Origin of the sequence: Paenibacillus sp. KS1 (assembly GCF_001680695.1) — a bacterium.
Lineage (GTDB): Bacteria > Bacillota > Bacilli > Paenibacillales > Paenibacillaceae > Paenibacillus_B > Paenibacillus_B suaedae.
The window spans coordinates 1-13,333 of the sequence record NZ_MAIS01000118.1; the positions used below are offsets into that span (position 1 = coordinate 1).

The following is a 13,333-nucleotide window of genomic DNA, read 5'->3' on the forward strand; positions in this document are numbered from 1 at the left end:
GGCTGGACATTCGCGGGAAGGTGCAGTAGAACAGCCAACGCAAGCTGGGCAATCACGTGAGCGTTCTGAGAGCGAAGGGGGAGAAGCGTAATGTGGCAGGTGTTTCGTTATGAATGGAGAACGAATCGTCGCAGCTTTTTCATATGGGCAGGCATCATTATTGTGTTCCAGATGATGTTCGCTGGACTCGGTGACATGTACACGAGCAATACATCGCTGTTGGACGCCTTGAAGCAGTTCCCTCCTGCCTTACTGGAAGGGTTCGGTATGCATGTCGAGATGTTCGGCAGCTTCGAGGGCTGGATGGCGGGCGAGCCGCTTGTGTTCTACATGATGCTGTTAGGCATATTCGCTGCGATGTGGGCGGCTTCCACGGTGGCGAGGGAGAGGGATCGAGGGACAGTGGATTTCATGTTCACCCTGCCAGCATCTCGTGGGCAGCTGTTCCTCGGAAAAGCCTGCGCGCATCTTCTTGCCTTCTTCTTGATTGCAGCGGTCAGTTATGGGGTGACGGTATGGTTCGGGCACCTGTTCAGTACCGTGGCGGATGCAGGGCTGCTGCTCACCTACTCGATCGCGGGCCTTCTGGCGGCGCTGGCATTTGCCGGAATCGGATATGTGATGACGGTCTTCGTCACTTCCGAGCGAACAGGAATGTCGCTTAGTATTGGAATCGTCATCTTATCGTTCCTATTTCATCTGCTCTCCGGTATGGAGAAGTCGTTAGCCTGGATGTCTGACATCAGCTTGTTCACGGTATTCAATGGCAAAGATTTATTCGACGCTGGCAGCTTGCCTTGGGAGGGTGTATTCATTACGATAGGGATATATGCAGGCGGGCTGCTCTTCGGCTGGCTTGTGCTGACGAAGCGGGATCTGTAAGATGCAGTCCCTCTCTTGACGGCATAGGCGGCAGAACCTTGTCCGCACGGAAAGGGGATCTTACGCCAGTTGAACAGTAAAGCGATCGCAATTATGGATGTCGGACAGCGGTTGTTTTTCGAACGGGGCATCCAAGAGACGAGTATGGAGCAGATTGCGGAAGCGGTTCCCGTTGCGAAGATGACGATATATAAATATTTTCAAAGTAAGGAAGGGCTGCTTGAGGCTATTACGGATCGGATGGTGCAGGAGAGCCATCAATTTTTGCTGCGTGTGATGGAAGAAGCGAAGGATATGTATGAACTATTCGACCTTTTGCTAAAATACCAGCCCTTTGATCGGATATCTTTAACGTTCGTTACCGATTTAACGCAGTACTATCCAAATCTGTTCGCAAAAATGATGGCCTATCAAGAGGAGCACGTCATCCCGGAGTTTGAAGGGGCGATCTTCCGGGGGCAGCAGAGGGGAGAGATTCGCAAAGAGCTTTCTCCGCATTTGATCGTGCGTTATCTCGTGTCGATGAAGCAGTTCTTCCTCCAGCCAGGCAATTTGGATGAGCGGATGAACGTACGCACATTGTCTGACCAGATCACGACGATGCTCTGTCATGGCATTCTGTCTGAACGTCCTTCTAACGGCGTATAAAATTCTCCTTACACACCATAATAATGTCGTATAGGCCAATCATGACATACGGCAGGAGGGTGACAAGGATGAAAGGGAAGAGCGATTCAGAACAAGAGCTAACACAGCTGTATCTCAATCAGGAGCATTCGAGGGGGCCAAGCGAAGCGTCCGCGGTTGAAGAGTCACATTTAGCTAGCAAGTCATCCTTGACGGATGACTCTGCGGACACAGACGATTATGATCAGGCTGCCTCGCATTTACAGGCTGGGATGACGGATGGGACGCTGGAGACGCATCAGATGCTGCAGCGTTCGTACGGACTGTATTACTAATCAAAACCGTAATACCGCTGCGCGGTGTTGCGGTTTTTTTCTTGTCTGAACTCTTGACAGCAATCGGATAGAGGAGTACACTCAATTTAAAACATAGTATATTAATCGGAATTATATGATATAGATTGCCGGGTGCACTGCACGCACCTGAGTGATGTAGAAGGCAGGGGAGTGTAAGATGGAGCGACATATTGATATTCGATGGCAAGAAGAACGGTTGGCGGCGACGATTCATTATCCAGAGGAGCGAGCTCCATTTGAACGTGGTGTGAAGCGGCGCGCCCCTGTAACGATTATTTGCCACGGCTTCGTCGGCAGCCGAATCGGTGTTGACCGTTTATTCGTGAATGCAGCGCGCAGACTGGCAGGGGAAGGGCACATCGTTGTGCGCTTCGACTTCGCCGGATGCGGCGAGAGCACGGGCGATTACGGGTATACTGGTCTAGATGACATGATAAGTCAGACGCAGTCAGTACTCGACTATGCGCTCGGCTGCGGTGATGTCGACCCGCAGCGGGTAACGCTGATCGGCCACAGCTTGGGTGGAGCGATTGCAATATTGACCGCTGTGCGCGATCAGCGCATTAAGCGGCTTGTCCTCTGGTCGCCTGTAGCCTACCCATTCAATGATATTGTGCGGATAGTTGGGCGAGAGCAGTACGATACGGCAATGACAAGAGGATCCGCCGATTACCTAGGATATTCCTTCACGCCTGCTTACTTCAATGCGTTGGGTGTTCATCAGCCGCTGCAAGAGGCACGCAAGTTCAATGGCGATGTACTGCTTGTACACGGCACAAGTGATGATGTCATACCGGCGGATTACAGCTTCCTGTTCCAGAAGGTGTTCTGGCTGCGCAGCGACGGTCAATGTGATAAGGAAATTGTGTTCCAAGCCGATCATACGTATTCGGATGGCACGCATCGGGAGAAGCTGTTCACCTGTACGCTTCAATGGTTGAAGCGGTGGGAGAAGCGGCAGGAAGAATGGGCGAACTGGAGTATATAGCTTGATGATGGTGTGGTTGTGAGATAATCCAACTATAAATGTGAGACGAAGTGGCAGCCGGAAGGCTTAGCAGCTTCGTCTTTTTTGATTTGGAGTGAATACGAGCATATGCCGATCTTATGTATGTCTTTGCAGAAAAAGGAGGAAACTATACCGTATGGTGGGCGCAGCATGATTGCTAGCCCATGTCTATGGCATATCCAACATTTCAACGTGGGAAACATTGGATGATGAGCGAAAAACGGCGTGAGAACGGTATTTTGCTGTACTTTTTATGAAAAACAGCGAAAATTGTCGAATAAGGGAGAATTTCTGGCGGTGAATAGGGCTGAAGTTTCGACATTTGCTCACGTTTGGTTTACGATTTCTTTACAAAACCACCGTATCCTATGATAAGATATGTAAGGTTTAGAAGATTACATCACATGCAATTTTTGTTGCAAAGGAGATCTCGGGAATGTTCAAGAAAAGGGACGTGTTTTTCGAAACGCTGCAAAACATGGCGGATACGCTCGTTCTAGCGGCAGAAACGTTCGCACAAGGCGTAGAAGATTTGACGGATGTCTTGGCGTTTACGAAGGAAATGAAGGATCTGGAAAGCAAATGTGACGTCTATGTACATACGATCTTGACAGAGCTTAATAAAACATTCATTACGCCGATTGAGCGCGAGGACATTATGGCACTTACGACTGCACTCGACGATGTTCTTGATGGGATGGAGGCCAGCGCTTCGCGTTTCGACATGTACCAAATGATTGAACGTGATGAAATCGTGGTATTGTTCGCCGATGTTATCAAGCGCAGTGCATATGAAATACAGAAGGCAATTAAACTGTTGTCACAGAAAAAACTGCTTGCTATCCGCGAGCATAACATACGTGTCAATGAGCTGGAAAATTCCGCAGACGACATTTACCGCCGTGGGGTTCGTGCCTTGTTCGCAGAAGTAAAGGATCCAATCGAATTGATCAAACGCAAAGACGTATACGAGCGTCTTGAACAGACGACCGACAGCTGTGAGGATGTGGCGAAGCAGCTTGAAACGATCGTCATGCGAAATTCCTAATATCTTGTCGTAACACATAAGATAAGCCAGCCCTAGTGTACGAAGGAGGTAGGGATTGCGCGGACAGATGTTAATTAGTGCTGTGCAATCACATAGATAATGAATATGGATATTACGATGATTATCGTGGGCGTCGTTATTTTCTTGGCGCTTGCCTTTGACTTTATTAACGGCTTCCACGATACGGCGAATGCGATCGCTACGTCGGTGTCAACGAGGGCGCTCCCGCCGCGTGTTGCCATTTTGATGGCAGCTGTGATGAATTTTGCCGGGGCGCTGACCTTTACAGGGGTTGCCAAGACGATAGGCGGCAGTATTGCTGATCCAGCGAAGCTGGAGAATGGTCTTGAAATCGTCATGGCGACGCTGATCGCGGCCATAATATGGAACTTAGTCACTTGGTGGTTCGGGATTCCGTCATCTTCCTCTCATGCGCTCATTGGCGCATTGGCAGGGGCAGTATTCATCGGTGCCGGATCAGATTATTTGAACATGGGCGGATTTAAAAACATCGTTCTCGGTCTTATTATTTCGCCAATTATTGCTTTCGCTGTCGGTTATGTTGTGATGACAATCTTAAAATGGATATTTGGTAACCATAGTCCACATACCGTTAATAAAGGGTTCCGAACCTGTCAAATTATTACGGCTGCTCTGCAATCCTTCACACATGGTACGAATGACGCGCAGAAGGCAATGGGGATTATTACATTTGCACTCGTCACTGCACAACTGCAGACCGAAATGGAAGTACAGCTGTGGGTTAAGCTTGCTGCTGCGACAGCAATGGCACTTGGTACTTCGATTGGCGGCTGGAAGATCATTAAAACGATGGGAACGAAAATTTTCAAAATCGAACCGATTAACGGCTTTGCCGCAGACTTGTCTGCAGCCTCGGTTATTATGTCGGCAACGCTGACGCATTTGCCTATTAGCACTACGCATGCTATTACCTCCGCGATCTTGGGGGTAGGCTCCGCCAAGCGTTTCTCGGCGGTGAAGTGGGGCGTAGCAGGTCGTATTGTAGTGACTTGGTTCATTACGATTCCGATTTGCGCGGTACTTGCGATGATTATTTTCAAGTTCATCGATCTATTCTTTTAAATAGAAGCACACAGAGCCGGCTCTCTCTATGGAGGAGTCGGCTCTTTTGCTGCGTGTAATTACCGGCGACGCGTCTTGGAGGTGCGACGGCGCTGCTTACTTGGAATCGGCGATTTCCCTTTTCCTGTTGTACGCTTGCGGCGGCGCCTCCGCGGATTTTTCGTCCAATGATCATCTTCGTCACCGTCTTCTCCGTCTTTCTTTTTGCCTGGAAGGAGTGTGCCCATGAGCAGCTTGGCGACGGGGGCAATTTGGGAAACACTGTTCATCACTTTCTGCACTTTGCCTACTGTCTCGACGATGCCTTCAATTCCGCCCATGCGATCAATGACTTGCTTGATGTCACCGATCGAGAAGCCGCTTTTCTTGGCAGTGGTCTCCTCAACAACCGTGGCAATTGGCGATTCGGCTGCTTGGCTAAATGGAACGATGGCTGTTGTTGTCTCTAACGGTGATGGTGGAGTGAATGACGGAAGGAAGGGCGTAGGTTCAGGGCTGAAGCTGCGGATATGCGCCTTGTTTTCCTTTTGCTTGGGAAGACTGGGGACGGTCATCAGCTGCGACGGTAAAGGAGCCCTCTCATATTGGCGAGGGTTGTTCATCTCATCACGACCTTTTTGTATAAGTATGGCAGGTTTGCATAGTCTTAACGTACTCCAATCAACATTCTCTAGTGCTTTCTGCATTGGTATGGGATAATATACTGTATGTGATAGGCGAACAACTCGATTGGACGATCGCCCGTAGACGGACGCCCAATCTTTTATGGAAGCGCTCTATTTTCACAGTAATTCACTAACGCATGACAACTGTAATGCTTGAAAAGGTATGTCAAAGGAAGTACAATGAGGGTAACAAGCATTGATGTAGGGGTGGATAAGGTTGCAATTGAAAAAATTGAACGATAAGTCAGTCGACCAGCTGTTTGAGGCGGTTATGACGCTGAAATCAGTGGAAGAGTGTTATATTTTCTTTGATGATCTGTGCACGGTAAATGAGATTCAATCCTTATCCCAGCGGTTGGAGGTTGCTCGCATGTTGGGCAAGGGCTGTACGTACAATCAGATTGAAGCGGAGACCGGAGCAAGTACAGCCACGATTTCCCGCGTGAAGCGTTGTTTGAACTACGGCAATGATGGTTATAAAATGGCATTAGAACGCTTAGGTAAATAATCTGATGAAGCCGGGACTGCTTATCATCAGCCACGGTTCAAGAGATGAATCCTGGGTTACACTGGTAGAGGAAGCCATCGCACAGACGGATTGGCCTGATGGGGTTGCTGTCGTCTCCTCTTACTTGGAATGTGTACCAGAACAAGATATACAATACGGCATTAATACATTGGAAGCGCAAGGGGTGAACCATATTGGGGTCATCCCCTTGTTCGTGTCTGCGGGTAGTACGCATGCCGATGAGATAGCATATGCGCTTGGCGCTAAGCCTGCTCCGCTCTGTGAGACGGACTTGGAGCCATTCCGAGTGCAAGCTCGCGTCTATTATGGCCGTCCGCTTGACGGAGGGAATGTTGTCCCGTTGCAAGCGTGTGCGACAGCTATGCTAGGCGAAGGAATTGAAGACAACGGGCATACTGTCTCATCTTCCACCTCTGCTCATATTGAGCAATGTGGAGATGGGATTGAAGTTGGCTCTTACTTGGAATTGTCGGAAGAGCCTGTTCGATGCTATTCGAATGCAGATGTGGACAACAAGGGCAGTCAGGAGGATGTTCTCCTTCAAATGGTGGAGGGGCGGCTGCGTGGACTCGGGGTACGACCAGACTCGGATGCAGTACTGCTCGTTGCGCACGGCAGTCGATACGAGCCTTTTGCTTCACGTTGGCATGAGAGCTTACGGCAACTGGAGCGGAAGCTTGTGCTGCATGGCGCGTGTGCAGGAGCCTCACATGCCTTGCTCTGCTGTGAAGATATTGCGGAGGCGGTGAGCCGTTTACAGAGCGTATTGACGCTCGGTCAAGATGAAATCGTCTGGAGCGGCAGGGCGGAACAATTGACTGTTCCCCTAGACTCGTTCGGCGGTATGGATGTCTTCGATGGTCATGATGGTGGAGGGCGCTCGTGCGGAGAACAGACTGTTGAACGCCGTGTTGCCGTCGTTCCTGTGTTCCTCAGTCGAGGTTATTTCACTTCTCATGTGATTCCACAGCGGCTTGGTGATGTGTCTGCCATGTATGATGGCGAAGCGCTGCTGCCGCACTCCGCCTTGAATAGATGGCTGCAGCAGGAAGCGGTTCGTTTACTGGCTATGATGAAGGATGAAGGGGAATGTATCTCAATAGTTGGTGCCGGGATTGGGATCGTTTGAAAGTCTGCTGACGGAAGTTGCTAGGGCGATTATCCCGTCAGTTTCGAACATTTTGAGGAACGATTGTGTTATCATGAGAAGAATAGATTGTATGATGTGACGATGCAGATGGAATTGCGTGAGAATGCAGAAAGAATGCCACGATGCATCTTAATACATAAGAATATATGTTGGTGGTTCGGAGTTTTTATAACTGTCCGCAGGGCTGCTGTGAAGTTAGGATGTCTCCAATAAGGCATGATGTGGATATGAAGAAGCTTACTATGGTAGTATGGTTCATAACACAGGTTGTTTTGCTGTTTGAGGCAAAGTGACTAGAACTGGACGATATGGCGAAATGTTGCTGGCGGCTAAGCCTTCGCGAAGAAGGTTGTGAAATCGGTTGAACGTGAATAGATTGTAAATGGGTGAAACATTCATGGTAAAGAGAGCTAGGCTTATTTATAATCCGACATCTGGCCGGGAGGAAGGCAGGAAGCGGCTGGCGGATATATTGCATATGCTGGATGCTGCCGGCATCGAGACGACGACGCATGCGACGGAAGGCGAAGGAGATGCAACGGCTAGTGCGGCAGAAGCAATTGATAACGGCTATGATATGATTATCGCAGCTGGTGGCGATGGTACGCTCAATGAGGTCATTAATGGGATGGCGGACAAGCCGGAACGGCCTCCACTTGGCATTATTCCGCTTGGGACGACGAATGACTTCGCACGGGCCTTGGGAATTCCTCGCAATTGGGAGGATGCTTGCTCAATTATTACGCGTCAGACAACTCGGGTTATTGACCTTGGGCAGTCGAATGAGAAGTACTTCATTAATATTGCAGGCGGCGGTTCTTTGACGGAATTGACGTATGAGGTGCCAAGCAAGCTGAAGACGATTATCGGGCAGCTCGCTTATTATATGAAGGGCCTGGAGAAGATGACCCGCCTGCGTCCGACGGAGCTGCGTATTGAGCTGGAAGGCCACGGCGTCTATCATGAGGAATTCATGCTGTTCTTGATTACGAATACGAACTCGGTTGGCGGCTTCGAGAAGTTGGCGCCTGAGGCGCGAATTGATGACGGTTTATTCGATGTCATTATGCTAAAACGCTGCAATCTTGTAGAGTTCGTTCGGGTAGCTAGTATGGCTCTTCGGGGAGAGCATATTAATGATCCGCTCGTCATTCATAAGCAGACGAAACGAGTTACGGTTACATCGCCGGATGCAGTTCAGCTTAATCTAGACGGAGAATTCGGCGGTTTATTGCCAGCGACGTTCAGGGTGCTGCCTTCTCATTTGCGCATTTTCGCAGATGATCCAGAGGCTTTGTAAGATGGAGAGAAGTGCGTATGTACCGAGCTGTTATGGCAATGGAAAATAGAATGATATCGTTCCACGATCAGATGGTGGACGTTCGGCTTGACTTGCTGTCGTAGAGGGCGCGGGTCAAGCCGTTTTATTGTAATTGCTGTGGTGAGGGGAACAGCGATAATTAGGGGCAGAAGGCAGAAGGCAGAAGGCAGAAGGCTAAATGCTAAACTGAAATGCAGATAAGATAAATGTATAATGCTAAAATGCTGTTTGATCGGATAATGGGATTCTTTGTCGTTAGGAAAAAGGTAATTAGAGCTTGTGCAGGCGTGAAGGCGCCGGGTCTTCTTGTTGGCGGGTGGATTATGGTATGATGATGCCATGCTCAACATGCGGAACAGCTGGATACCATGAGGATGACGTTTTCGAGGCTGCGTAAGGATGCAGAGTCGTTCGACGTTATTTGTATCGTGTCAGACTGCTTGCGATCATTGAGGAAGATATCTCATGTATCTATGGTTCCTGACAGAAGAGTGAGCATGAACATGATGGTAGACAAGCAATGCAATGGATGGCATTCAAAATAGATGGATTTGTTAACACATGACAGGAGGGCATCAGGGTGAAAGGAAACAAGCTAAGCAAGCGGCCGGGGCGTCGAAATGGAGGACAGTCTGCATCTGCGACGCGTTCACAAGAAGCGGTAGGTGGACGCGCGGCACATGCACGCGTGCATAATGCCCCGGTACAGAAAAACGATGAGGTTGTAATGGATATTATTGGTTTGACGCATGATGGAGAAGGAGTCGGTCGTGCAGACGGTTTCACGCTGTTCGTACAAGGGGCATTGCCGGGTGAGCAAGTGCGTGCGCTTGTGCTGAAGGTGAAGAAACAGTACGGATATGCAAAGGTGCTGGAGCGTCTTGTAGACAGCCCACATCGCGTGAAGTTGGAGCATCCGGTAAATGCATACGGCGGCTGTCAGTTGCAGCATATGGCGTACAGTGAGCAGCTGGTATGGAAGCGGCAGCATGTCGTGGACGTACTAGAGCGCATCGGGAAGTTCCAAGTGGAGCAAGCGGAAGGCGAAGCAGCTGCAACTGAAAATGCTGTGCAGGAGCAGCCGATCAAGGTATGGCCCACGATCGGAATGGAGCAGCCTTGGCGCTATCGTAACAAGAGCCAAATGCCGATCGGCAAAAATGAGCGCACAGGCGAGCTAATCGGTGGTTACTTTGCGAAGGCGAGCCATCGGATCATCGATACGGATACGAGCCTGATTCAGCATGAAATGAACGACGACGCGATGCGTGCGGTGAAGCAAGTTGTACGGAAATACGGCATTGAGCCGTACAATGAGGAGCAGCATACAGGCTTACTGCGCCATGTGATGATGCGTGTCGGGTTCCGTACGAATGAGCTGATGATCACCTTCGTGACGAATGGGGACAAGCTGCCGCATCAGGAGAAGATCGTAGCGGAGCTTGCTGAGGCTTTGCCGCAGTTGAAGAGCGTCTGCCAGAGCATGAATACGAAGCGCACGAACGTTATTATGGGAGATAAGACCCGCGTATTGTGGGGTTCAGAATATATTACGGATTATATCGGAGATATCGCGTTCAAAATCTCCGCGCGTTCCTTCTACCAAGTAAATCCGGTGCAGACGGAAGTGCTGTATGAAAAGGCTGTAGAATATGCTGGCCTGACAGGGGAAGAGACGGTCATTGATGCGTATTGCGGCATCGGGACGATCTCGCTGTTCCTTGCACGGCGCGCGAAGCGGGTACTCGGCGTCGAGATCGTTGAGGAAGCGATCGCCGATGCGCGCCGCAATGCAGAACTGAATGGCGTGACAAACGCAGAATTCGCCGTTGGCGCAGCAGAAGACGTTATTCCTCGCTGGAAGGAGCAGGGTGTGACGCCTGATGTCATCGTCGTCGATCCGCCGCGCAAGGGTTGCGATCCTGCATTGCTCGACACGATGCTCGCCATGCAACCAGAGCGCATCGTATACGTGTCCTGCAATCCGTCGACGCTGGCTCGCGATTTGCAAGTGCTGGCGGGTGGAGGCTACCGCGTCGTTGAGGTACAGCCGGTGGACATGTTCCCGCAGACTACGCATGTGGAGTGTACAGTGTTACTAAAATGGAAGGGGCAGGAGTAATCCTAAGCCCCTTTTTGTTCCAACGTCCTTACGGATTGAGGACGGGATATGTTGTAATGTATGACTTTGATTGAACCATCTTCATTGACTTCGATTTTTTGTATAAGTCTTTGAAGAACCTGCTTCATGACTTCCTGATTATCAATATCAAGTTTAGAGAAGCGGGTAATTTGTTTCTGAAAGGCACGGAGTTGTTCTTCCGTGTCTTTCTTTTCTTCAAGTAGTAATTCAAGCTCTGCCTTTCGAGTGGTTAGTCTATATTGTTCCTCTTGGATATGCTCGTTCTGAGCTTTGAATTGTACAATGCCAATATCCTTGTCTGAGTAAAGTTGTAATAGTGTTTGAAACTCCTTGTTAAGCTGATTAAGGCGTTTCGTGACGCTTGCTAGTTCTTTTGTATTCTTAGATTGTTGTTCGTTAGCTTTGCTGTTTGCCGCCCCGTAGAGTTTTTCTAGTTTGACGTTATCGGCAATCAGTTCCTTAAGGTCATCTTTGATCGCTTGCATTAAATTGTTGTATCCAATGATATGTGAGGAACAAAATGATGCTGAGTGCTTTACATAGCCTACGCACACATAAGCCCCGCCGCTATCTTTTCTCCTGTCTTTACGGAAGGTCATCCCTTTGCCGCAATCAGCACACACAGCGATATGAGCAAATAAACTTTCGTTCCCGTTACTATTATTTCTGCCTTTTTTCTTCATCTTTTCCAATACTGCTATGTGTTCATCCATCGTGATTATGGCAGGATGAACGTTTTCATGTACAATTTGTTCAGTACGTTGAACTTGTTTGCGTTTCTTTGAAATAAAATCCCTTGTTTCTTCACGATGGAGCGCAAGCGTACCTGTGTAGATGATGTTTTTTAAAATAACGCTTATTGAACTTTGATTCCATAATGTTCCTGCATTCCCGCCGCCTGATACAGTTCTTGGAGTCGCGATACCTTTGCTTATGAAGTAGTTACTGATTTTGTACATACCCCAATCTTGATACAGATAAAGGTCAAAAATTTCCCTAACTATAGGAGCGTAGTTTTCATCAAGTACTAGCTTCTTATTATCACGCTTGTAACCAAATGCAGGAAGAGAAGCCTTGTAAACTCCTTCCCTTGCACTTGCACGTAATCCAATCTTTATTCGTTCTGAAAGTTTTGCACTTTCTTCCTCTGCAAGCACAGCCTTCAAGTTGAACATTAGTTTACTGGTGCTCGTTTCAGTATCATAATTATCTTCAGGTAAAATTAAGCGAATATCCATTGACTCAATCGCATGGGCGGTCTGTAAATTTTCTACAGTATTCCTACCTAGCCTAGATACTGACTTAGCAATAACAATGTCAAATTTTTTCCTTTTTGAATCTTCCAGTAAACGCTGAATTGCTTCTCGTTTATCTCTAGTCGCCCCACTGATACCATCATCAATGTATTGACTAGATATCGTCCAACCGTTTTGTGCGGCTAGGGTTGAAGCATAAGAAATCTGATTTTCAAGGCTGTTCTTTTGTGCGTCTTTTTTAGTGCTTACACGGGCATAAATTGCAACTCTCATTTACTTACCATCCCTTCTGTTTCCGTTTCAGAAGGAATAGCATTTGCTCTAATCTCATCGTATGGAATTGTTATTATTTTGTCAATTTGACCACTGATAATTGATAGTAAAATGTCCTCTATGTTAGTTGTTCCAGTAAATCTTCTCTCGATGTTCATAATAATAATCATCTCCCTTACTATCAGTGGTCGCTCCATGTATTTAAAAAGATGCGAACCAAAAAAGAAGGGTCATGTTGCTATGACCCAACAGCGCCGCCTTTAAATTTGGAGGTACGAAAGCGGGAATAGATATGTTGTGTTTTAATACAATAAATATTGACCGTCAAATCGGGGAATGTATTCTAATTTTCTATCTCTAAGTCTTGTTCTATAGCTCTTTATTAACTAAATATGTATTGTCTGTCGGATTCTAAGTGCTTGCTCTAATCTGAAAGTACCTACTCTATTAAAGAGGCGGTGTACTTACTATATAGCAGAGCAAACCTTCTATAATCGGGTACAGCTCTTCCAAAACAGAGCAAGAAAGCCCTGCACTATGGCAGGGCTTGTACGGTGGCTAAAATGGGAGCTTTTTTTCCTTCTCCTTAATTTCAGCAATTTCTACAACGTCACCTTTCTCAATTTTTACACGCTCTTGTAAGAACCTTAGATATTCCTTAACAGTTTCACTTGTGAATGAATCTTTAAAGTTAGAATATTGCTCGCTTTTAATTACCTTACGGATAGTGCCCCATACCTCAACGCCTTGTTCCTCAGCAAGTTTTTTGAAGTAATAGGTAGCTTCACTCAACGCTATACAAGGAACGTTATCTAAATTGTTTAATAGATAACGATTTCTTTTTCCTTCGAACTTTAACCGCCTAATCAACCCCTTCTTTTCCAATCCGTTAAGTGTAGCATCTAATTTCCCATCACCCCTTTTAAGTACCATTTTGATATACTAGATCGGCTACACTTAGTTGGACAGA

General features: G+C 47.8%; 14 protein-coding genes. 10 read left to right on the top strand and 4 right to left on the bottom strand.

Annotated elements, in window-relative coordinates; translation table 11 throughout:
- Positions 1–90: 90 nt before the first annotated feature.
- The 6 genes from BBG47_RS25360 to BBG47_RS25385 all read left to right on the top strand — a co-directional run bounded on the left by BBG47_RS25360 (position 91) and on the right by BBG47_RS25385 (position 5,026).
- Positions 91–882, top strand: coding sequence for an ABC transporter permease subunit (locus tag BBG47_RS25360; RefSeq protein ID WP_065294056.1), 792 nt, complete (start codon positions 91–93; stop codon positions 880–882).
- Between the two features lie 69 nt (positions 883–951).
- The gene (locus BBG47_RS25365; protein ID WP_021254978.1) at positions 952–1,530 is read left to right on the top strand and encodes a TetR/AcrR family transcriptional regulator; all 579 of its coding nucleotides are present in this window, start codon (positions 952–954) and stop codon (positions 1,528–1,530) included.
- A gap of 68 nt (positions 1,531–1,598) precedes the next feature.
- The gene (locus tag BBG47_RS25370) at positions 1,599–1,844 is read left to right on the top strand and encodes a hypothetical protein (protein ID WP_065294057.1); all 246 of its coding nucleotides are present in this window, start codon (positions 1,599–1,601) and stop codon (positions 1,842–1,844) included.
- Positions 1,845–2,022: 178 nt separating this feature from the next.
- Positions 2,023–2,853 (top strand): alpha/beta hydrolase family protein, encoded by an 831-nt coding sequence (locus tag BBG47_RS25375; protein WP_065294058.1) that lies wholly within the window; start codon positions 2,023–2,025, stop codon positions 2,851–2,853.
- Positions 2,854–3,310: 457 nt separating this feature from the next.
- Positions 3,311–3,922 (top strand): DUF47 domain-containing protein, encoded by a 612-nt coding sequence (locus BBG47_RS25380; protein WP_021254975.1) that lies wholly within the window; start codon positions 3,311–3,313, stop codon positions 3,920–3,922.
- 105 nt (positions 3,923–4,027) lie between these two features.
- Complete coding sequence (locus BBG47_RS25385) at positions 4,028–5,026, top strand: inorganic phosphate transporter (protein WP_065294059.1); 999 nt, start codon at positions 4,028–4,030, stop codon at positions 5,024–5,026.
- Positions 5,027–5,085: 59 nt separating this feature from the next.
- On the opposite strand, the gene BBG47_RS25390 is transcribed toward BBG47_RS25385, so the two are convergent.
- On the bottom strand, positions 5,086–5,628 hold the full coding sequence (locus tag BBG47_RS25390; RefSeq protein ID WP_083189603.1) for a hypothetical protein: 543 nt from the start codon (positions 5,626–5,628) through the stop codon (positions 5,086–5,088).
- Between the two features lie 280 nt (positions 5,629–5,908).
- Between BBG47_RS25390 and BBG47_RS25395 the strand changes: the two genes are divergently transcribed.
- The 4 genes from BBG47_RS25395 to rlmD all read left to right on the top strand — a co-directional run bounded on the left by BBG47_RS25395 (position 5,909) and on the right by rlmD (position 10,813).
- A complete protein-coding gene (locus tag BBG47_RS25395; RefSeq protein ID WP_021254972.1) occupies positions 5,909–6,199 on the top strand; it encodes a YerC/YecD family TrpR-related protein in 291 nt (96 codons plus the stop codon).
- Positions 6,200–6,203: 4 nt separating this feature from the next.
- Positions 6,204–7,349: a sirohydrochlorin chelatase gene (locus BBG47_RS25400; protein WP_065294060.1), complete on the top strand. Its 1,146-nt coding sequence runs from the start codon at positions 6,204–6,206 to the stop codon at positions 7,347–7,349.
- A gap of 418 nt (positions 7,350–7,767) precedes the next feature.
- Positions 7,768–8,670 (top strand): diacylglycerol kinase, encoded by a 903-nt coding sequence (locus tag BBG47_RS25405; protein ID WP_065294065.1) that lies wholly within the window; start codon positions 7,768–7,770, stop codon positions 8,668–8,670.
- 601 nt (positions 8,671–9,271) lie between these two features.
- Positions 9,272–10,813 carry a 23S rRNA (uracil(1939)-C(5))-methyltransferase RlmD gene (gene rlmD / locus BBG47_RS25410; protein WP_065294061.1) on the top strand — a complete coding sequence of 514 codons (1,542 nt, stop codon included), beginning with the start codon at positions 9,272–9,274 and terminating at the stop codon, positions 10,811–10,813.
- 2 nt (positions 10,814–10,815) lie between these two features.
- Here the strand turns inward: rlmD and BBG47_RS25415 are convergent, their stop codons facing one another.
- The 3 genes from BBG47_RS25415 to BBG47_RS25420 form a co-directional block, all read right to left on the bottom strand.
- Positions 10,816–12,363 (bottom strand): recombinase family protein, encoded by a 1,548-nt coding sequence (locus tag BBG47_RS25415; protein WP_065294062.1) that lies wholly within the window; start codon positions 12,361–12,363, stop codon positions 10,816–10,818.
- Positions 12,360–12,521, bottom strand: coding sequence for a hypothetical protein (locus BBG47_RS29590; RefSeq protein WP_175400638.1), 162 nt, complete (start codon positions 12,519–12,521; stop codon positions 12,360–12,362). Before BBG47_RS29590 ends, BBG47_RS25415 begins: the two co-directional genes overlap by 4 nt.
- A gap of 400 nt (positions 12,522–12,921) precedes the next feature.
- Positions 12,922–13,233 (bottom strand): hypothetical protein, encoded by a 312-nt coding sequence (locus BBG47_RS25420; protein WP_175400639.1) that lies wholly within the window; start codon positions 13,231–13,233, stop codon positions 12,922–12,924.
- Positions 13,234–13,333 lie beyond the last annotated feature (100 nt).

Coding starts and splice junctions, on each gene's coding strand:
- BBG47_RS25400 (WP_065294060.1), top strand. CDS start 6,204: ATGAAGCCGGGACTGCTTATCATCAGCCACGGTTCAAGAGATGAATCC.
- BBG47_RS25405 (WP_065294065.1), top strand. CDS start 7,768: ATGGTAAAGAGAGCTAGGCTTATTTATAATCCGACATCTGGCCGGGAG.
- BBG47_RS25360 (WP_065294056.1), top strand. CDS start 91: ATGTGGCAGGTGTTTCGTTATGAATGGAGAACGAATCGTCGCAGCTTT.
- BBG47_RS25390 (WP_083189603.1), bottom strand. CDS start 5,628: ATGAACAACCCTCGCCAATATGAGAGGGCTCCTTTACCGTCGCAGCTG.
- BBG47_RS29590 (WP_175400638.1), bottom strand. CDS start 12,521: ATGAACATCGAGAGAAGATTTACTGGAACAACTAACATAGAGGACATT.
- BBG47_RS25370 (WP_065294057.1), top strand. CDS start 1,599: ATGAAAGGGAAGAGCGATTCAGAACAAGAGCTAACACAGCTGTATCTC.
- BBG47_RS25375 (WP_065294058.1), top strand. CDS start 2,023: ATGGAGCGACATATTGATATTCGATGGCAAGAAGAACGGTTGGCGGCG.
- BBG47_RS25380 (WP_021254975.1), top strand. CDS start 3,311: ATGTTCAAGAAAAGGGACGTGTTTTTCGAAACGCTGCAAAACATGGCG.
- BBG47_RS25415 (WP_065294062.1), bottom strand. CDS start 12,363: ATGAGAGTTGCAATTTATGCCCGTGTAAGCACTAAAAAAGACGCACAA.
- BBG47_RS25385 (WP_065294059.1), top strand. CDS start 4,028: ATGGATATTACGATGATTATCGTGGGCGTCGTTATTTTCTTGGCGCTT.